16 protein-coding genes are annotated in these 18,890 nt (G+C 58.1%); 9 read left to right on the plus strand and 7 right to left on the minus strand.

The window, feature by feature from the left end; translation table 11 throughout:
* Window positions 1-441: 441 nt before the first annotated feature.
* The 6 genes from VLX68_13395 to ribD all read right to left on the minus strand — a co-directional run bounded on the left by VLX68_13395 (window position 442) and on the right by ribD (window position 7,343).
* Window positions 442-3,231, minus strand: a complete 2,790-nt coding sequence (locus VLX68_13395) for a DUF2723 domain-containing protein (protein ID HUI93236.1) — start codon at window positions 3,229-3,231, stop codon at window positions 442-444.
* A 107-nt stretch (window positions 3,232-3,338) separates the two neighbouring features.
* Window positions 3,339-3,770, minus strand: coding sequence for a transcription antitermination factor NusB (gene nusB, locus VLX68_13400; GenBank protein ID HUI93237.1), 432 nt, complete (start codon window positions 3,768-3,770; stop codon window positions 3,339-3,341).
* 128 nt (window positions 3,771-3,898) lie between these two features.
* Complete coding sequence (ribE, locus tag VLX68_13405; GenBank protein ID HUI93238.1) at window positions 3,899-4,366, minus strand: 6,7-dimethyl-8-ribityllumazine synthase; 468 nt, start codon at window positions 4,364-4,366, stop codon at window positions 3,899-3,901.
* The gene (locus VLX68_13410) at window positions 4,354-5,571 is read right to left on the minus strand and encodes a bifunctional 3,4-dihydroxy-2-butanone-4-phosphate synthase/GTP cyclohydrolase II (protein ID HUI93239.1); all 1,218 of its coding nucleotides are present in this window, start codon (window positions 5,569-5,571) and stop codon (window positions 4,354-4,356) included. The genes ribE and VLX68_13410 overlap by 13 nt, the downstream gene beginning before the upstream one ends.
* Window positions 5,568-6,227, minus strand: coding sequence for a riboflavin synthase (locus VLX68_13415; protein ID HUI93240.1), 660 nt, complete (start codon window positions 6,225-6,227; stop codon window positions 5,568-5,570). The genes VLX68_13410 and VLX68_13415 overlap by 4 nt, the downstream gene beginning before the upstream one ends.
* A gap of 3 nt (window positions 6,228-6,230) precedes the next feature.
* Window positions 6,231-7,343, minus strand: coding sequence for a bifunctional diaminohydroxyphosphoribosylaminopyrimidine deaminase/5-amino-6-(5-phosphoribosylamino)uracil reductase RibD (ribD, locus tag VLX68_13420; protein ID HUI93241.1), 1,113 nt, complete (start codon window positions 7,341-7,343; stop codon window positions 6,231-6,233).
* Window positions 7,344-7,488: 145 nt separating this feature from the next.
* On the opposite strand from ribD, the gene VLX68_13425 reads away from it, so the two are divergent.
* The 9 genes from VLX68_13425 to rfbB all read left to right on the plus strand — a co-directional run bounded on the left by VLX68_13425 (window position 7,489) and on the right by rfbB (window position 18,009).
* Window positions 7,489-8,397, plus strand: coding sequence for a hypothetical protein (locus VLX68_13425; protein ID HUI93242.1), 909 nt, complete (start codon window positions 7,489-7,491; stop codon window positions 8,395-8,397).
* A 187-nt stretch (window positions 8,398-8,584) separates the two neighbouring features.
* Window positions 8,585-9,280, plus strand: a complete 696-nt coding sequence (locus tag VLX68_13430) for a polysaccharide biosynthesis/export family protein (GenBank protein HUI93243.1) — start codon at window positions 8,585-8,587, stop codon at window positions 9,278-9,280.
* Window positions 9,281-9,348: 68 nt separating this feature from the next.
* The gene (locus VLX68_13435; GenBank protein HUI93244.1) at window positions 9,349-10,200 is read left to right on the plus strand and encodes an AAA family ATPase; all 852 of its coding nucleotides are present in this window, start codon (window positions 9,349-9,351) and stop codon (window positions 10,198-10,200) included.
* Complete coding sequence (locus VLX68_13440; GenBank protein ID HUI93245.1) at window positions 10,200-13,325, plus strand: polysaccharide biosynthesis tyrosine autokinase; 3,126 nt, start codon at window positions 10,200-10,202, stop codon at window positions 13,323-13,325. The genes VLX68_13435 and VLX68_13440 overlap by 1 nt, the downstream gene beginning before the upstream one ends.
* Window positions 13,326-13,327: 2 nt before the next feature.
* Window positions 13,328-14,911, plus strand: coding sequence for a FecR domain-containing protein (locus VLX68_13445; GenBank protein HUI93246.1), 1,584 nt, complete (start codon window positions 13,328-13,330; stop codon window positions 14,909-14,911).
* A gap of 2 nt (window positions 14,912-14,913) precedes the next feature.
* Window positions 14,914-15,804, plus strand: coding sequence for a dTDP-4-dehydrorhamnose reductase (gene rfbD / locus VLX68_13450; GenBank protein ID HUI93247.1), 891 nt, complete (start codon window positions 14,914-14,916; stop codon window positions 15,802-15,804).
* Window positions 15,805-16,042: 238 nt separating this feature from the next.
* The gene (locus VLX68_13455) at window positions 16,043-16,438 is read left to right on the plus strand and encodes a hypothetical protein (GenBank protein ID HUI93248.1); all 396 of its coding nucleotides are present in this window, start codon (window positions 16,043-16,045) and stop codon (window positions 16,436-16,438) included.
* 70 nt (window positions 16,439-16,508) lie between these two features.
* Window positions 16,509-16,943, plus strand: a complete 435-nt coding sequence (locus VLX68_13460) for a hypothetical protein (protein ID HUI93249.1) — start codon at window positions 16,509-16,511, stop codon at window positions 16,941-16,943.
* Between the two features lie 73 nt (window positions 16,944-17,016).
* Window positions 17,017-18,009 carry a dTDP-glucose 4,6-dehydratase gene (gene rfbB, locus VLX68_13465; GenBank protein ID HUI93250.1) on the plus strand — a complete coding sequence of 331 codons (993 nt, stop codon included), beginning with the start codon at window positions 17,017-17,019 and terminating at the stop codon, window positions 18,007-18,009.
* Window positions 18,010-18,089: 80 nt separating this feature from the next.
* On the opposite strand, the gene VLX68_13470 is transcribed toward rfbB, so the two are convergent.
* Window positions 18,090-18,842 carry a FecR family protein gene (locus tag VLX68_13470; protein ID HUI93251.1) on the minus strand — a complete coding sequence of 251 codons (753 nt, stop codon included), beginning with the start codon at window positions 18,840-18,842 and terminating at the stop codon, window positions 18,090-18,092.
* Window positions 18,843-18,890 lie beyond the last annotated feature (48 nt).

Genomic DNA, 18,890 nt, shown 5'->3' on the forward strand with positions numbered 1-18,890 from the left:
TACCCCAAATCCCAAAGAATGCTACTTAAAATCAGGGCACCCCGGCGCGGCATCCGGTCCTGCCTGGCGCGCGGCAATCAGTCAACTACCGCATTTGTCAACCCCTTGTCAAAATTAAACGCATCAGCAGCCAGACACCACCGAGGGCCAAGAAAGTAAAAACAAAAATTTTACCGCAGAGACACAGAGAAGGCAAAAAGATATTCCTGAAGTAACCCGTGTCGGCTATAATATCACCGCCGCATCCCCGCTGCACTTTTTTGCTTTACATTGGGGACGAGGCGGAAGCCGGGGGCCAGCGGGAAACTTCCCCCACCACATTATGTTCAATTATTCCATGTTAAGCAGGTATTTACAAATAAAAAAAACGGCGCCCGTTACCCCGAGCGCCGCCGTCTTAATCACCCAAATCTTCTCTTGATCATCGCTTCGGCCGTGCCGTCAGCGGAACCTCCCCGTATCCTGCGCCCCCGGCCCGGGCAGCGGCGACCGTACGAGCCGCTGAAGCCGCGCCGAGAGCTCGGCCGCCCGCTTGTCGCCCGGATGCGACGCCGCGAACGTCTCGATGACCGTGAGCGCGCTGTCGTACTCGCCCTCCTCCTCGTATATCCGGGAGAGCGACACGCATTCGTTCCACGGGTCGGGGTCGCGCTCGACGATCTCCTTGAACAGGACGCCGGCTTCCCTGCGCTTGCCCTCGAGGTCGAGCGCCTGCGCGAGCATCTTGACATATTCGATATTGCCGGAATCGATCGAGAGCGCCTCGCGCGCGCGCTTCTCGGCCTCGGCGGCGCGGTTGTGGTCGGTGAGGAACTCGTGGCGCAGCATGCGCGGCCGCCAGTCCCAGGGCATCATCGCCACGCACCGGTCCATCGTGGAGACGGCGAGGTCGACCTTCTCCCCGTACTCCGCGCGCTTCGAGGCCAGGAGCGCCTCCTGTTCGGGAGAGGCCTGTTTCGTCGGGCCGGCAAGCTGCCTCTGCAGCGAGTCGACCTCGTCGTGCAGGTCCATGAGCGGCTTGCGGAGCGCGAGCGCCAGCTGGAGGTAGCAGGCGGCGTAATTGGAAAGCAGCTTGCGCGACGTCTGCTCAAGGTGCGACGTGCCGTCGCCGAGGCCGCTGAAGCGGTAGACATGGTCGAGGAGGTACACGGTCTTGTCGATGTCGATCAGCCTGTCCTGCGGCACCACCACGGGCATGATGCGGTACGCGAGCCCCTGCATCTGCAGGTACGGGCCGAGGCCCATGAAGTTGTCCTCCGACACGGTGGCGGCGAAATAGATGGGCCTGCGCCACCGGTTCGAGTCCACGATGTTGAGCACCATCTTGTCCTGCACGCGCAGCACCGGCTGCCGCTGCCGCCCCGGAATCACGATGTTTATGCCCGCGTTGGGCATGACATACGGCGTGGGCTCGGCGAACGGGTTTGCCTCGTGGATGAGCCCCTCGATCTGGGAGTCGCTGTAGGAGATGGGTACCTTGGGGTCGAGGTCCTTGAGCTGCTTGATGAACCAGTCGGTGTTGACCAGGCTCAAATTGACAATACGGACATCCCTGCGGATGCCGAACGCCTCCTGCAGGGCCCACAGCGGGAACGTGTCGTTGTCGCCGTTCGTGATGAGGATGCCCTCCCTGTCGCAGGTCATGAGAAGGTTGTAGGCGTAATCGAAGGGCACGTGGTTGCCGCGGCGGCTCTGGTCGTTTACGTTCTGCGAAAAGGGCAGCGCGGGCGACACCGCGAACAGCACCGCGCACACCGGCGCCGCGGCGGTGCGGACGAACTTTCTCCTGTTTGTAAACATAACATACATGAGGCAGCCCGCCGAAAGGCCGAGCCACATTCCCTGGAACAAAAATCCGCCGGCCCAGAAATAATCTCGGACGCGCACCTCGCGGTGCACCACGGGCATGGGGCCCTGCTTGCCGTGCTGCGACCACGCGATGTAGTCGCGCTGCTCGGCCTTTGTCCCGTCCGCGAAATTCATGTACAGCGTGAGGATGACGGTGGTCATGAGTTCCAGCGCCATGAGCAGCACGGCGGCATTCCGGTTTTTTTTATACAGATAATAAAAACCAAAAAGGATGAAACCGACGGGCAGCAAATACGCAAGCATTTTCCCCGCCCCGGCCGCGGCGCCGTTTTTGGTGAGGATGTAGGGCTTTCCCTGTCCGTCGTTCTGGGTGTCGAGGTCCGAGAAATGGAAAAACTGGGTGATGAAATGCCCGCCGAACCCCATGTTTCCCTCGATGCCGAACTGGTGCGCCCACGTGCCGCGGCGCCAGAACATGCGCTGGACCATGGTTTCTGACCCATACTGCTTGCGCTCAAGGTAATCGTTGAAGGCCTGCAGGGTTGCGGGATGGTTCTCGTCGATCATGGGGTTGAGCGCCGACCGCACCGGGATGTACAGGTAGCAGGAAAACCCGACAATTGACAAAAGGGCAAGCCAGAAACAGAACGCCCACGTGGCCTTGTTCTGCCGGCTCACGAGCGCGCCCAGGCCCATCACCGCCACGGCGGCCGCGCCGCACATGTAATAGAGGGCGTTGTCGTACATGATGACACCGCACGCCGCGGCCGTCGTCCACAACCGCCAGTCGCGGAGTTTCTGTTTGTCAACGAGCGCCACGAACAGCGCCATGGGCGCCAGAACGGTGCCCGAATACATGTGGATGCCGATGCCCAGAAACGCCAGGTAGGTGGTAAGGAGGAGCAGCCGGTCGCGTTTGGGGTCCTTGCTTTGCGCCCATACCAGCAGCAGCCAGGCGTTGATCACGATCGGCAGCAGCTGCGGGCCGTTTACCTCCGCTTCCACCGAGTCGAAAAGCATGGTCCGGCCGAGCGCCGCGAACAGGGCCCCCATCACCGCGCCCACGTAGATGGTGACCCGTTTCCACCGCGTGTCGGGAATGCCCATGAACCCCACCAGCGCGCGCACGATGATGAGGTAGATGAACATGACGATGACGGCGTCCATCGCCACGGTGAGGAGGTTGAGACGGTAGGCGAAGTCCTTGACAAAGAATAACGAGGCCGAAACGACGCGGCCGATCATGATGTAGAGCGGGTTCCCCGTCGGGTGCGGGATCTCGAGCGTGTGGCAGGAGGCGGCGTATTCGCCGCAGTCCCAGAAGCTCACCGTGGGTGAAAGAATGTAAAGATAGGTGGCCATGGTGATGCCCAGCACGATGAGGGCGAAAATGGTGTTCAGCCTTCTGTGGGTCTTCTCCATCGCAACGCGAGCCTTTCCGTGCTCTGGCGCACCTTCTTTTTTGACGGACGGCAATGAGAAAAGCGGTGAAAAATTTGGAATCAGCGCGACCTTTTAATTCGGTACTTTCACGCACCTTCGTCTTTTTTCAGCAGCATCTCCTTGTGGATCGAATCAATCACGCCGTTGACGAACTTGCCGGAATCGTCGGTGCCGTACTGCTTGGCAAGTTCCACCGCTTCGTCGATGACCACCTTGAAGGGCACGTCGGCGCAGAAGCGGAGCTCGGCCACGGCCATGCGCAGGATGTTGCGGTCGATGACGGTCATGCGCTTGAGGTCCCAGTTCGCGGCGTGCTGGCCGAGTAGTGCGTCGATCTCCTTGATCGACGAAAGCGTTTTTCCTGCGAGCACGCCGGCGTACTCCTTCGCCCCGGAATCGTCGCCCTGGTCGTGAACGATTCCTTCGAGAACGCTGCCGAACTCGGCGGTGTTGCCCACTTCGCAGGCGTACAGGGTCTGCAGGGCGAGCTCGCGGGATTTTCGTCTGTTCTGTTGCATAGGGTTTTAAAGAGTCACCAAAGAGACGCGGAGGACACAGAAAAAATTAAAAAAAGTATTCAGGATAAATGACTAGATAGCAATTGTCACCTTTTTTCTCCGTGTTCTCTGTGCTTCTGTGACTATCTTTATTTTAATTTTTCCAGCACATCGGCCATCTCCATGGCCGACAGCGCCGCGTCCCAGCCCTTGTTGCCGCTCTTGGTGCCGGCCCGCTCCACCGCCTGCTCGATGGTGTCGGTGGTGAGCACGCCGAAAATGACCGGTACTTCCAACTCAAGGTTGACCATCGCGATGCCCTTGGAAACTTCCGCCGCGATGTACTCGTTGTGCGGGGTGCCGCCGCGTATCACGGCGCCCAGGCATATCACGGCGCTGTATTTGCCCGACTTGGCGAGCTTCTTGGCCACGAGCGGGATCTCAAAGGCGCCCGGCACCCACACGATGGTGATGTTCTCCTGCTGGCCGTTGTGCCGCAGCAGGCAGTCGATGGCCCCTTCGAGCAGCTTCTTGCTGATCAGCTCGTTGAACCTGCTCGCGACGATCGCGAAGCGCTTGCCCGATGCATTCAGCAGTCCTTCGGTCACGGTTGACATTGTGCTCCTCCTTTGAGAAGGTGTCCGAGTTTTTCCTTTTTTGTTTTCAGGTATCTCGCGTTTTCCTTGCGCGCCGGAATCTCGATGGGAACCCGCTCCACGATTTCGATGCCGTACCCGCTCAGCCCCACGATTTTTTTCGGGTTGTTCGTCATGAGGCGGATCGACCGTATGCCCAGGTCGGCGAGGATCTGCGCGCCGATGCCGTAGTCCCTGCGGTCGGCCGGGAACCCGAGCTGCTCGTTGGCTTGCACGGTGTCAAGCCCCTTGTCCTGCAGCGCGTATGCTTTTATCTTGTTGACCAGCCCTATGCCGCGGCCCTCCTGGCGCAGGTAGAGCATGACGCCGCCCTCTTTGCCGATCCGCTCCAGGGAAACGGAAAGCTGGTCGCCGCACTCGCACCGCAGCGACCCGAGGATGTCGCCGGTGAAGCACTCCGAGTGCACGCGCACCAGCACCGGCTTCGCGGACTTGATGTCGCCCTTCTGCAGCACGACGTGTACGCCCTTGCTCAGGATGTCCTCGTAGCACTTGACGACGAAACGGCCGAACCGCGTCGGCAGCTCGGCGGCGGCCGTGCACTTGACAAAATGCTCATGCGCGGTGCGGTAGCGGATGAGGTCGGCGATGGTGACGATCCGTATGCCGTGTTCGGCGGAAAATTTCTTGAGCTGCGGCAGCCTGGCCATGGTGCCGTTCTCGTTCATGATCTCGCAGATGACGCCCGCCGGGTACAGGCCGGCAAGCCGCGCCAGGTCCACCGAGGCCTCGGTCTGGCCGCTGCGCACGAGCACGCCGCCCTCGCGGGCGCGCAGGGGGAACATGTGGCCGGGCCGCACGAAATCCTTGTGCGTGGTTTTGGGATTGACCAGCGCAAGCACCGTGACCGCACGGTCGGCCGCCGAGATGCCGGTGGTGGTTCCTTCGCGCGCGTCAACGCTGTCGGTGAACGCGGTCTCGAAGCGCGAGGTGTTTACCGACACCATCATGGGGATGCCGAGCTCGTCGAGCCTCTCCCCTTCCATGGTGGTGCAGACGAGCCCGCGGGCATATTTCACCATGAAGTTGATCTTCTCCGCGGTGCACAGCTCCGCGGCGAAGGCGAGGTCGCCCTCGTTCTCCCGGTCCTCGTCGTCGACGATGATGACGAAATTACCTTTTCGGAATTCGGCGATCGCCGCTTCCACGTCGTTATACTGCGTCAAAATCCGGCCCTTTCCAGGGAATCCGCCAGCGAGCCGGCGGACCCCGTGATGTCCTTTTTGCCAATTGTCCCGGCCTCGAGCAGGCGCAAAAGGTACCGCGCGAGCACGTCGCATTCGACGTTCACGCCGTCGCCCGGGCGCTTGCGGCCGAGCGTGGTCTTTTCGAGCGTGAACGGGATGAGCGCCACGCCGATCTCATTGCCGGCCGCGGCCGCGATGGTCAGGCTGACGCCGTCAACGGCGATGGAGCCCTTTTCCGCGCAGAACGGAGAAAGGGATTCCGGCACCTTGAGCGTGCGCACCATACTATTGCCGATGCTGCGGTCGGCCGCGATGCTTGCCACGCCGTCGACATGTCCCAGCACGAAATGGCCGTCGAGCCTGCCCTGCACCGGCAGGGCGCGTTCGAGGTTCACCATGTCGCCCGCTCGTTTGGTCTTCAGCGTCGTCCGCGACAGCGTTTCGGCGACCGCGGTAAAATACAGGACGGCGCCGCGTTGCGATTCCAGCGTGAGGCATGTTCCGTCCACGCATACCGAGGCCCCTGGCAGGACTTCAAAAGGCGCCATGACAGGCTCTATGCCGAGCACAAAGCCACGGTCCCCGGGGCGGACTTCCCGAATGGTGCCCAGCGTCTCAATGATTCCGGTGAACATGTTTCATCTCCTGGCCAGAAGACCGGTGACCATGACATCCCCGCCGAGCCTCTTGATTTCGATTCGGCCGAGCGTCATGCTTTTGTCAAGTGCAAGCCGGCGTGAAAACGCCAGACCAGGCAAACCGCCGCCGAGAATTTTGTTGCCGTAAAACAGATAGAGCCGGTTGACCAGCCGGTTTTCGATGAACGACGAAGCCAGCGCGCTTCCGCCTTCAATGAGAATCGAAGAAATTCCTTCACTCCCCGCCATCCGCAAAAATGAGCGCAGGTTTTTTTCCCTGTCGATTGTGCCGGTGCGCCAGACTTCGACGCCGTTCTCACGTCTTTCTTTTGAACCGGCATCGCCGCCTGCCACGACAAGAATACTGCGCGGGCGCCTTTTTGCAATTGTTACAAAATAACTATTGGATGGCACTGAAGCTTTTGAAGAAAAGACAAACCGTACCGGATCGGAGCCTTTTCCATGGCGCACGGTCAACTTTGGATTGTCCTTGATCAGCGTGCCGCGGCCGACCCCGACCGCCGCATTCCTGGCGCGCAAATAATGTCCATACCGTCTTGAATCTTTTGAGGTGATCCATTGCGATGCGCCCGCCGCGTCGGCGATTCTTCCGTCGAGCGTCATGGCGAGTTTTAGGCTCACCCATGGGCTCTTTTGGGTTATCCAGAAAAAAAAGTCTTCGTTGATCCGTTCCGCTTCATGCGCCATGAGGCCAGTGACAACCTCGATCCCGTTTTTTTTAAGAATGCCGGAACCCTTGCCGTTGACAAGCGGGTTCGGATCTTTGGTTGAAACGCACACCCGCTTTATTCCGGCACCGATGATCGCCGCGGTGCAGGGCGGCGTTTTTCCGAAATGACAACAGGGCTCGAGCGTGACGTACATCGTCGCGCCCCGCGCTTTTTCCTTTGCCGCCGCAAGGGCGTTAATTTCGGCATGCGGTCCGCCGCAGTGCGATGTCGCGCCTTTTCCAACGATGTTTCCTTTTTTTACTATGACCGCGCCCACGGCGGGATTGGGAAACGTGGCGCCTTTTACGCTATCAGCCAAATGCACGGCCAGCGACATAAAGCGCAAATCCTGTTCGGTGCAAGTGTCGGCATTGCCGGGCATGTTAACGTTCCCGTAAAAATCCTGTAAAAATTCCGATTTTATCAGTCAAATTTTACCTTGCTTTGCAATTGCTAAAATACCTCATGCTGTCATATTCCAACAACTTTAGGCAATACCGGATTTTACACGGATTTATTTTACATGCATGACTTCAATTCAGTCGCCGCAAGACCTGCTGGTCCACCTTGCCGGCAACGGGGATCCTTCCGCATTTTATACGCTTGCAGCGCCAAGCATTCGTACCACTTATATTGACATGAGGAAGCACGGAAAAAGCCACGCCGAAGCAATGGCGGTCCTTGTGCCGTTTTTAAAAAAGATCCAAAAAAACTACCTCGCCGCAGGTTCCCGCGACGTTCCTTTTGGTGAATGGTACGAAGCGCAGCAGACAAAGCACCTGTCCAACAACACTGATCCGCAGAACGAAAAAGCGGTACCGGTCCCAATACCGGCCGAGGACCTTTCAGATTTTGAATCGCAGATGAGGCTTGTGTTCCAGCAGACCTACCACAACCTCGTGGTGACCAAAAAGGGATCGTCGATGAAACGGCGATCAAATTCCGGCCTTCCGGCAAAACTTACCGCAGCAATCCTTGGCGTTCTGCTTGTCGCAGCAGGACTTCAACTCTATTTCACCCTGTCCGGTACCACTATTTCATTTTCGATTTCCTCGCCAGGGCGCAACCGTCTTTTTTCACTTCCAGCAAAAACAAACAAACCCGTAAATTCACCGCAACCGATGGCTGCAGTACCCCCGGCTTCGTTTAAAGCCGACACGGTCAAACCGTATAAAGCCCAATCCTCCGACAGCATGAATCCGAATCCTGTAAAAAAACCTTCTCCTCCGCGGCTCCACCCGAGAATTTCATCATCGCCCCCAGCTGCCGCTCCTGCGCCGGCCCCCTCGGCCAAGCCCTTGCCCGATTCAGCGACCGTTTTCTCAAAACAGATTGAGCCGGAGAAAAGCCCCGCTCTTCCCGAAAAAACGGGTCCTTCCGCCTCCCTTCAGAGAAAACAGGCTGTTTCCCCGCAAGATTCCTTATCCAAAGAATAAACCAGTTATTCTTCCCTGAGAACTCTATACAATAAGTATATTTCACTTGATAATAAGGATGTAAATAACTTATAATTAACTCTCTTGCGTTGAAAATCCTTAGGCAGGAAAATTTAACATTTCTATCTTCGTAATTATATAGAAAAATTTATAATTTTCCCACAAAAGGGCTGGAATAAACGGGGACATGATGTTTTCTGAAGACTCTTCACCAGTCCGAGGCGGGTGCTTTGTCCACACACGAATTAAGCGACCGACCCTTGCTCTTTTGTTTATCGCGGCATTAGTTACCCTCTGTTTCGGCGAAACCGAAGAGTACGTTCTTCAGCCCGGCGACGTCATTTCAATTTCGGTGGTGGAGCACCCGGAATTTTCCGGCAGGCACAAGATCCGCCCGGATGGCAGAATAAACTATCCTGTGATCGGCGAACTCGACGTGGCCACCCTTACCTGCGCCCAACTCGTGAAAATCATGCAGGGCAAATTGTCGTCCTACGTCAACAATCCCGTTGTCTCAGTGTCCATCGAGGAATATTATTCGAACAAAATCTATATCATCGGCGCCGTGCGCCAGCCGGGCCAATATCAAATTTACGAGCCGATCGATATCCTCAAGGCCGTCGCAATGTGCGGGGGGCTGCAAAACCTGCGGATCAAAACTATCCGCATCATCCGGGCCGACGGTTCTATTGTTACGGTGGAAACAAAGACGCTGTGGGGCGGCGAGGGCAAGCGAGACACCAAAAAATATGTGCTCTACCCAGGCGACACCATGTATGTGCCGGAAAGCTTCGAAATCCCGTGGGCGCTCATCACCACGGTGCTTACAGTCATCATTCTCTCCATGGAAATAGTTATTTATTCGCAGTACATGGCCAAATAAACCCGCACCATTCCCTCCCCGCTCCTGCGCGTCCAGCCGCGGCGTCTTGACAAAAGGACATCGGCGCTATGGGATACCTCAAATTCTGGAAGCTCAAGGAAAAACCGTTTGAGGAGCTCTGCAACACGCGGTTCTTTTTCGAAAGCGACGACCACCGCGAAGCGCTCGACCGGATGCTGTACGTGGTCAACGACCGCAACATGAACATGGGCCTGCTCACCGGCGAGGTGGGCTGCGGCAAGACCATCACGAAAAGCGTGTTCGAAAGCTCACTCCCCAAGCAGCATTTCGAGGTGATCGGGTTCGAGAATTCGAATTTCACCTTTCTCGACATCCTTTACGATATCGTGACCCGCACCACGTTCCGCGAGGCGCGGCTCGATCTTTCGAGCGAGGAGGCCCAGGCGACTAGGGACGACAAGTACCTGCTGATGGCCCTGTTCAAAAAGAAGCTGGAAAAGCTCGCCTACGAGGAGAAGCGCCACCTCGTGCTCATCTTCGACGAGGCCCAGCAGATGGCCAACGAGGTCCTCGACGAGGTGAAAAACCTCACAAACATCACCTCACAAACGCAGAATTACCTCACCATTTTCTTCGTGGGCCAGCCCGAGATGCGGGAGAAAATCCGCGCCTTGCGGCAGGTGGACCAGCGCATCTTCCTGCGCTTCCACCTCAACACCCTCGACTACAACAACACCACGAAATACGTCCTCCACCGTCTGCGCATCGCCGGCCCGGAAAATCTCGGGATCTTCGCGGCACCCGCGCTCGAGATGATTTTCAGGGCCACCGGCGGCGTTCCGCGCGAGATCAACCGGCTCTGCAAGCTCGCGCTCAATTACGGCTTTGCGCAGGAGCTCCCGGAAATCCGCGGTGAAGACATCGGACTCATCCTTGACGACATGCGAAAGCACGGCTGATGAAAGACCAAGGCAAAAAAAAATTCCGGTTGGGCGACATCATCCAGAAGCTCAATGAGAGCAGGGCGTCGTCCGACGAATCCGTTGCCAACGAGCCCGACCCGGCCCAGCCGCCGCCCGAACCCCCGTCACGCCCCCCGTATAGCTTTACATCCGCCCGCGGCGGGGAAATGGAACCGCAGGGACAGGCGCATGACCAGCTCGGACCGGGACCCAAAGTTCCGCCCGGCGCGACCGTGCCGGCCCGCGCCACCGGCGCCGGCGCTGATTTTTCCCCCGGACCCGCCGCCGGACGCGACCCGAAGGCTGAATCCGACGAAGATTCCGAATTCGACATCATGCGCTACCTGGGCGTTCTGGTGCGCAGGAAAAACATCATCATCGCCGTCGCCGCAGCCGCGGTGCTGGTTTCCCTGTTCACCTATTTCCACGCCGTGAGGTATTATCCCGCCCACGCCCGCATGCTGTTCTCGCCCGGCTACCAGGAAGTCATGGTCGGCGACATGGGCTCATGGGCGTCGTGGACCCGGGACGAGCAGCGGTTCAACACGCACCTCGAGCTGCTCAAGTCCCAGGTGGTGCTCAAGCGCGTCTCCGAATCGCTCGGCAACAAGATCACGCCCGAAGAAATCCTGCCGCTGCTCACCGTCACCCGCGGCCAGAGCAACGGCGAGAAAACCGACATCGTCGACATCGTGTTCAAGCACAAAGACCCAAGGATGGCCCAGACGGTGGCCAACCAGATCTGCCGTGAATACACCGAGTACATGAAAGAAGTGACCGTACAGGACCTCACGAGGCTCATCGTCAACCTCGAGGACCAGATCGGGAAGATGCAGGTGGATCTGGACAAAAAGGAAAACTCCCTGCGCGAGTTCAAGGAGAACAACCGCACGGTGCAGCTGTCCACCGAAACGAACATCACCATCTCCAAGCTGTCGGAGATGGAGCTGGCCAAGCAGAAGACCGAGCTTGACATGCTGGAAAGCCGGGAGCGGCTCACGGGGCTGCGGCAGGAGATCAACCAGCAGGACATCAACGTGATCCAGTCGATGACCTACAACAACCCGTTCCAGGCGCGGCTCGCCGAGCTCGAGCTCGAGCTCAACGCCGCCTCCGCCGAATACAGCCCCGAGCACTTCAAGGTCAAGATGATCAAGGGGCAGATCGAAAAGATACAGGCGGCGATGAAGAGCGACATCACGCAGGAGGCGGCATCGCGCACCCTCATCAAGAACCCGATCCGCGAGTCGCTCCTCCAGGAGGTGGTCAACCTCTCAATAGAAAAGAGCGCGAACGAGGCCAGGCGCGCCGCCCAGGAGCAGCTCATCAAGCAGCTCGACGGGGACCTCCTCAAGCTCCCCGCGGTCGAACTCCAGTTCGCGCAATTGACAAGAGAGACCGAGTCGCTCGTGAACGTGCTCAAGCTCCTCAAGACGCGGTACGAAGAGGCGAAAATAAAGCGCGACTCGCAGGAATCCGACCTCAAAATCCTGGAACCGGCGCCGCTCCCCGAGGCCACCGTTTCCAGCACGAACATCGGCAAGATGCTCATGGGCATCCTCATCGGGCTCCTGCTCGGCGTCGCGCTCGCGTTTCTCGTCGAGTTCCTCGACCAGTCGATCAAGGACCCGCAGAACGCCGAACGCGCGCTCGAGGTGCCGCTGCTCGGCATCGTGCCCACCATCGAGCTGGAAAACGCGGTCATCGACAGTTCGGTCGCCAAATGGAAAACCATTCTCGAGCCGTTCCGTGCCCTGCGGGCCACGCTCAAGCACCTCGCGGAGACCCGGCGGATAAAAACGTTCATCGTCTGCAGCGCGGTGAAGGGCGAGGGCAAGACCACGCTCGCCGCCAACCTTTCCATCACCTTCGCGCTCGACGGAAAAAAAGTGATCCTCGTTGACGGCGACCTGCGCCGCGCCCAGATGCACACCCTGTTCAACCTTCCCAAAAAAAACGGGCTCTCCGATTTCCTGCTCGGCACGAGCGGCGTGGAGGGCATCATCAAGAAAACGGTGCACGACAATCTCTCCGTCATCACGGCCGGCGAACATCCGCAGAACCCGGCGGAGCTCATCGGCGGCGCCCGCTTCGAGCAGCTCGTCGCCGCGCTGCGCAGCATGGCCGACTTTGTGATCTTCGATTCGCCCGCGCTGCTGCCGGTGAGCGACGGACTGAGCATGGCGCCGAAGGTCGACGCGTGCATCATGGTGGTGCGGGCGCTCTGGACGCCCGTGAAGGCCGCGCAGCAGGCGAAGAACCAGCTCAAGCGCATCGGCTGCTCGGTGGCCGGGGCCGTTCTCAACGGCATCTCCCATTCGCGCGGCTACTATCCGTACTACTACGGGTATTACCGCTATTACGCCTACAAATACACCTACGAGGACGACCATGAGGAGGGAAAGCGCAAGCTTTCGGTGCGGGAAATGGGCCTTGCCTTTGAATCCAAACTCAAGGGCGCCATGCAGACGCTGGTGTATTCGGCCCCCCACTACACCGCCATGTCCCTCTCATTTGCAAAGCACCTGCTGCGCAGAAAAACCTTCTGGATCCTCCTGGCCCTCCTGTTCTGCGCCCCCTTCGTCCCGGCGGCCCTGAAATTTTTCGGCGTAGGCACCGCCGGGGGAAAAATATCTTATATTGGTAACAAGGAACCCATACGGTTTCTCGGCCCCCGCGCCGGCTCGTCGCTTGAGGCGCTCGCGCCAGGGCAAAAGGCGCCGCCGTCGGATTCAGCGGCCGCGCGAATCGTCCAGGCCGTTTCCGCCGACGCCGCGCCCCTCGCCGGACTCAGCGACAGCCTGCGGCAATGGCAGAGGGCGCTCAACGAAAAGAACTTGACGCGGTTTCTTTCTTTTTACGACACCGCGCGGTTTAAATATCCGGGCGGAGGATTTACCGAATGGGAATATGAAAAAAGCGGCCTGTTCCGCCAGGACGGCACCGCGCCCGTTCTCGCCATCGACAGCATCTGGCCCGAGCCGGTGGCGATGCCGTTTTACGAGACTGACTGCGCCGCCACCGTTGCCATGGGCGCGGACTCGACGCACCGCGTGTATTCCATCATCTGGCAGTTCGTAAGCGGCCAATGGCGGATCGTGCGGGAAAAATACAGGGAGTGAGTATGAGCACATCGCAAAAAGACAAACAGCGGATCGCACGGCATGTCGTGTACACGATCCTCGCCGCCGCAATCGCGTGGCGGCTGGTTTCCGAAGTGCGCCCGCTTGTTTTTCCGGACCGGAGCGGCGCGTGGGACAATTACACCGTCACCATCACCGGAAACGTGCTGAGGCCCGGCCAGTACAGCGTACCGCCCGGCACCACCCATTTTGAGATCCTCAAGGTCGCCGGCGTGCGGCCGACCTCCGACATCTCGCAGTTCGAGCTCGCCCGGCCCATCACCGACAACCAGCAGCTGCAGGTGGGCACCATGCCCAACCCGGTCACTCTGAAAAGAGAGCCGAACAAGTTGCGCGTGGAATTTTTTCTCGACACCCTATCGGTGATCGCGCCGGACGGCAAGGCGCGGCCCGTCGCCGAGGGAATGGAGATCAACCAAGGCGACCGCGTGGTCACCAGGGAGAAATCGCAGGCCGAGCTGTCGGTGTCCGCATTCTCGCACATCGACATCGACCATTCATCGGAGCTCGCCGCCGACAGGATCGCCGCGGCAGAGGGCGGCCGTTTGACCACCGCGCTGTTCCAGAAATCCGGCACCGTGTGGTACAAAATCGCCTACGGGGCGAAAACCGACCTGTTCAAGATCACCACGCCGCTGGTCAACGTCACGGTCGGGGGCGGCGGCGCCGATTTCACCATTACGATCAACCCGGGCCGCACCGACGTGAGCACCCTGGACGGGATGCTGCTGGTCGAGCGCGTCGCGGGCAGCGAGGCGATCAACCTGATTTCGGGCCAGTCCGCGGCCGTGTACGGCGATAACAGGCCGTTCCAGGTGACGTCGCTTGGCGCCGGAGCCGCGCCCGCCGAGCGCTTCTCGTTTTTGACAAAAGGCAAAACAAGCTTCATGACGCGCCGCATGCCGTTCAACTTCGTGTTCTGCGGCGTCCCCACCGTCTATTATTTCGGCTCGGTCCAGTACCAGACCGGCTCATTCCACCTGGTGCGCCTCCCTTCGGAAACCTCGGTGGAGGAATTCGCCCAGGGCTGCACCACGCTCGACCAGGCGTTTTTGTTCGGCGGCGGCGGTTTCGTGAGCTCGCTCGTGGAGCAGATCTTGGACATGCGCGTCTCGAAATTCTGCGTTCTGGAGAAGGATGACATCATCAGGGTCGCCGGCGCCCTGGGCGGCATCAACAACGTCGACGTTGACGAAAAGGCGGCCGGCTACATGCACCTCTCCCGGGGGCCGCAGAAACTCACCAACCAGCAGCTCTCCACGTTTCTCAAGCCCACCCTTTCGGGCCTGGAGGATTTCAAGGCGCGGCAGATAAAGGTGCTTAAAGCAATCTTCAACGAGTTTTCATCGAAAAACACCGTGCTCACCGCGCTGCTCGCCCAGCAGGTGCTCGCCCATATCCAGACCAACGTCAGCGCCCTGGAAGCCATGGACGAATACGGAAAATTCTCCGAGGTAAAGGGCTGGGCATTCAAGGAGCACTCGCTCCCGGTGCGGCAGGGCATGCGGGGCGGCCGGGCCATTGCCGACCCGATCCTTGACTCATGCAAAACCCTGCTGCAGTAGGAATGATGTCCACCCCGAACAGAGACAAGCCCATGAGCGTTCTCGTTGTCGGGCACCGGGGCCAGCTCGGCCGGGACATGATGCTCGCCGCCGCCGCCAAAGGCTTCGCCGTGCACGGCGAGGATTTCCCCGGCATTGACATCACGCGCCTTGACAGCGTCACGAAAGCGGTGGCGCGGTACCGCCCGGCGGCCGTCATCAATTGCGCCGCGTTCACCGCTGTTGACCAATGCGAATCCGAGACCGCGAAGGCGTTCGCGGTCAACGCCGACGGCGCGAAAAACCTCGCGCTTGCCGCGGCGGAGTGCGGCGCGAAGCTCGTGCACCTCAGCACCGACTATGTTTTCGACGGGATGAAAAAAACGCCCTATGTGGAAACGGATAAGCCCAACCCCCTTTCCGTGTACGGAAAATCCAAACTCGAGGGAGAGAAGCTGCTCGCCGAAACCTACGACCGGTGCTTCATCGTCCGCGTGGCCTGGCTCTACGGCACCAGGGGAAACAATTTCCTCAAGACCATCCGCAGCCGCGCACAGAAATGCGCGGTGACGGGCGAACCGGTCAAGGTGGTCAACGACCAGATCGGCACACCCACCTACACGATGCACGTTTGCCGGCAGCTGCTTTCCCTGATGCAATCCGAGCATTTCGGGATATATCACGGAACGAACGAGGGGTCGTGCTCCTGGTTTGACTTTGCAAGCGCGATTGTGAAGGCATACGCCATAAAGGCAAACGTGGTTCCCTGCACGACGGCTGAGTTCCCGCGGCCCGCGCCGAGACCGGCAAACAGCGTATTGGAGAATGAGAGACTGAAAAAGCTGCTGATGAATACCATGCCGAGGTGGGAGATGGGGTTGGAGGAATATTTGGAGGAAGAGAAAAAGATATAGTATTGGAGGGGGAGGTTTCCCCCTGGGGTGCAGCTTCCACCGCCTCCTTCACAGAAAAGAAAATGTAGGCCGGAAGCGGTGGCGATCTGCACCCGCACCCCTTCCTGGGTGCGGCCGGGTACCGACAGCGGCAAGATTCACACTTTTGGTGGGCGCACCCGCGGAGGGTAGTTGATTAAGAGAAAGCTTTCTTACCTTGATTTATTAATGATAATTAAAATCTGAGGCAGGAAAAAATATGGGAATCTTACTTGTTCTGCTGATAACACTATCAATTATCGCTACAATCTTATTATTTCAAATCCTAAAGCAGCTTAAATCCTCAAATCAACACCAGCAAACCCTGATCAACGGCGTTGACAAAATCCAAGCCGACAGCGCAAGAAGTATGTCCCGCCTGGAGGATTACCTGTCCGCCATCGCGGAACATTTCGGCAAAGACGCCCACGACCATAGAAAACAGCGAAACCTCGACACCCGGCTTTACGCGCTGCTCAAAGAAGGCAGCAAGGGCGAAGCCGTTAAGCAGTATCAAGACATTTCTGGAAAAGGGTTGAAGGAGTCCGAAAAGTATATTGATGAATTGGAAAGAAAAATCAAGAATAAAAGTTACTCGGGAGACACGCTGGTATAAAAGGGCCATCAATGATTATTGGCCCTCGGTCGCGGTATTAGAAGCAACCTAAAACTGGAATCTTTAAAAAATGATCGGTAAATGGACAGGGTCGTACCGCTATTCCGGTTGGTTAATGCGGAAATTAATTCCCTATATTGAAACCCGATTTGAAATTAACATAAGCGAATTTGACGGACACACTTTCAAAGGGACCGTTCAGGATGATTTGTCGACTGGTGGGACTCCGGGGATCGGCTCAATTGACGGCATAATTTCTGAATATAAAATAGAATTCATTAAGAAAATGCCAATTCGGGCCTCCTACCTTACTTCAGGAAAACACCTAATTGAACAAGGAAAGAAGCATCCCCCAATTTATTATTCAGGAGTTTTCGGGCCAGATCTAACTGAAGCAGGGGGAAAATGGCGAATTAAAACGGGATTTGCGCTCGTAGGCTTTTTGCCCGCTCTAAGGTTGCCATTACGCGGTGAATGGACTATGGCATTTCAGCGTCAATTTTAATGTCATCATTGTATATGTTGCTTGTGACAACCAAATGAAATTTTAAATAATTTACTTCAGGAGCTCATCTTCCATGAAACTTCTCGTCACCGGCGGCTGCGGGTTCATCGGCTCGAACTTCGTCCTCCACATGCTTGCGTCACGCAAGGACTGCTCCATTGTCAACCTCGACGCGCTCACCTACGCCGGCAACCCGGACAATTTGCGTTCGGTTGAGAACGACAGCAGGTATACTTTTGTCAAGGCCGACATCTGCGACAGGAACGCTTGCGCCGCCGCATTCGACCGTCACGACGTCGACGCGGTGGTGCATTTCGCCGCCGAGTCGCATGTCGACCGGAGCATCCAGGGACCGGCCGCATTCGTGCTCACCAACGTCCTGGGCACCCAGAACCTGCTCGAAAGCGCGAAAAACGCCTGGAAGGGCAAGGCCGGCAAAAAACGCTTCATCCACATCTCCACCGACGAGGTGTACGGCACGCTCGGCCGCAAGGGTGCTTTTTCGGAAACAACCCCGCTTGCGCCGAACAGCCCGTATTCGGCGAGCAAGGCGGGCAGTGACCTTGTCGCGCGCGCGTATTTCGAGACCTTCAGGTTCCCGGTCATCGTCACGCGCTGCTCCAATAACTACGGCCCGCTGCAGTTCCCGGAAAAGCTCATCCCGCTCATGATCACTAACGCGCTGCGCGATTTGCCGCTGCCGGTGTACGGCGACGGCCTTAACATACGCGACTGGCTGCACGTTTCCGACCACTGCCGCGCCGTTGCCGCGGTGCTTGCCAAAGGAAAACCCGGCCAGGTGTACAACATCGGCGGCTCCAACGAACGGCGAAACATCGACATTGTCAAGCTCATCCTCAAGGAGCTGGGGAAACCCGAAAGCCTCGTCACCTTTGTGACCGACCGGCTCGGCCACGACCGGCGCTACGCCATAAACGCCGCGAAGATCAGGCGCGAGCTGGGGTGGAAGCCGAGGGTGAAATTCGATGAGGGGATACGGACGACGATCAAATGGTATCTTGACAACAAGGCGTGGTGGGAGAAATTGTTATATCAAAAAGTATAGAGCCCTTCCCCCGACAGAAAAGATAGAACGCCGGCTGCTCACCAGCAACCGGCGTTCTTTATCAGTCGGAAAACAATTTATTATTTCACTTTCTCCTTCATCAACTCCTTGTCCAGCTCCAAATTCTTCTTCACGAACTTCTCCTTTTGCACCGCCGCCATGTCCATTTTTTCCCTGGCGAACTTGCCGTCCTTGCGCACCGAGATCTTCTGGCCGGCCACGATGGTAAGCCACTGCTCGAGCGACACCTCGTAGGGGCCGGGGATCTCTTCGGGGCCGGGCACCTCGATGTGCTCTTTTTTTACCGTTTCCTTTTTCTGTTCCTTCTTTTTTTCCTGGTCGAGCTGCTTTTTCAAGCTGTCGGAAGGGCCGACCGCCACCTTGCCCTCGAACACGTTGACGTAGGTGGCGGAATCGGGCGTATATGAAAAGTCGAACACGGTTCCGCGTATGGCGGCCACGGCAGTCGGCGTGGCGACCTCGAACTGCTTGCCCGAGGAAATGAGCTTGCGCATGTTGACCCATACGCTCCCGAGCCCGCTCTTGGTGCGTATGGTCTTTTCGGACGATTCCTCGATGGTCACCTTGGTCTTTTCGTCCATGCGCAGCACGGTGCCGATGGCGTAGCGTATTTCGGCGAAGCTTTCTTCGCGGGTGTAAACCTGGTCGCCCACCTCGAGCGCGGACCCCGGCTTTGCGTCGCGCCAGTCGGCCGCGCCCTTCTTGAGGATGCTCACGTTCCCCTCGAAGGACGTGATCTTCGCGACGCTTTCAGCGCCCACGGTCCAGACAACCATGCACACCGCCGCCGCAATCATCGCCAGTCTTCTCATAGTTTCTCCCTTTTTCTTTCTTGTCAACCTACATTCTGCAATCATCAA

It is taken from the genome of Chitinivibrionales bacterium (genome assembly GCA_035516255.1).
Classification (GTDB): Bacteria; Fibrobacterota; Chitinivibrionia; order Chitinivibrionales; family FEN-1185; genus FEN-1185.

What these genes read in the sequence shown, in the direction of transcription:
- VLX68_13395 (HUI93236.1), bottom strand. Translation starts at nt 3,231, where the DNA reads ATGGAGAAGACCCACAGAAGGCTGAACACCATTTTCGCCCTCATCGTG.
- VLX68_13470 (HUI93251.1), bottom strand. Translation starts at nt 18,842, where the DNA reads ATGAGAAGACTGGCGATGATTGCGGCGGCGGTGTGCATGGTTGTCTGG.
- rfbB (HUI93250.1), top strand. Translation starts at nt 17,017, where the DNA reads ATGAAACTTCTCGTCACCGGCGGCTGCGGGTTCATCGGCTCGAACTTC.
- ribE (HUI93238.1), bottom strand. Translation starts at nt 4,366, where the DNA reads ATGTCAACCGTGACCGAAGGACTGCTGAATGCATCGGGCAAGCGCTTC.
- ribD (HUI93241.1), bottom strand. Translation starts at nt 7,343, where the DNA reads ATGCCCGGCAATGCCGACACTTGCACCGAACAGGATTTGCGCTTTATG.
- nusB (HUI93237.1), bottom strand. Translation starts at nt 3,770, where the DNA reads ATGCAACAGAACAGACGAAAATCCCGCGAGCTCGCCCTGCAGACCCTG.
- VLX68_13430 (HUI93243.1), top strand. Translation starts at nt 8,585, where the DNA reads ATGATGTTTTCTGAAGACTCTTCACCAGTCCGAGGCGGGTGCTTTGTC.
- VLX68_13415 (HUI93240.1), bottom strand. Translation starts at nt 6,227, where the DNA reads ATGTTCACCGGAATCATTGAGACGCTGGGCACCATTCGGGAAGTCCGC.
- VLX68_13445 (HUI93246.1), top strand. Translation starts at nt 13,328, where the DNA reads ATGAGCACATCGCAAAAAGACAAACAGCGGATCGCACGGCATGTCGTG.
- rfbD (HUI93247.1), top strand. Translation starts at nt 14,914, where the DNA reads ATGATGTCCACCCCGAACAGAGACAAGCCCATGAGCGTTCTCGTTGTC.
- VLX68_13435 (HUI93244.1), top strand. Translation starts at nt 9,349, where the DNA reads ATGGGATACCTCAAATTCTGGAAGCTCAAGGAAAAACCGTTTGAGGAG.
- VLX68_13440 (HUI93245.1), top strand. Translation starts at nt 10,200, where the DNA reads ATGAAAGACCAAGGCAAAAAAAAATTCCGGTTGGGCGACATCATCCAG.
- VLX68_13425 (HUI93242.1), top strand. Translation starts at nt 7,489, where the DNA reads ATGACTTCAATTCAGTCGCCGCAAGACCTGCTGGTCCACCTTGCCGGC.
- VLX68_13460 (HUI93249.1), top strand. Translation starts at nt 16,509, where the DNA reads ATGATCGGTAAATGGACAGGGTCGTACCGCTATTCCGGTTGGTTAATG.
- VLX68_13455 (HUI93248.1), top strand. Translation starts at nt 16,043, where the DNA reads ATGGGAATCTTACTTGTTCTGCTGATAACACTATCAATTATCGCTACA.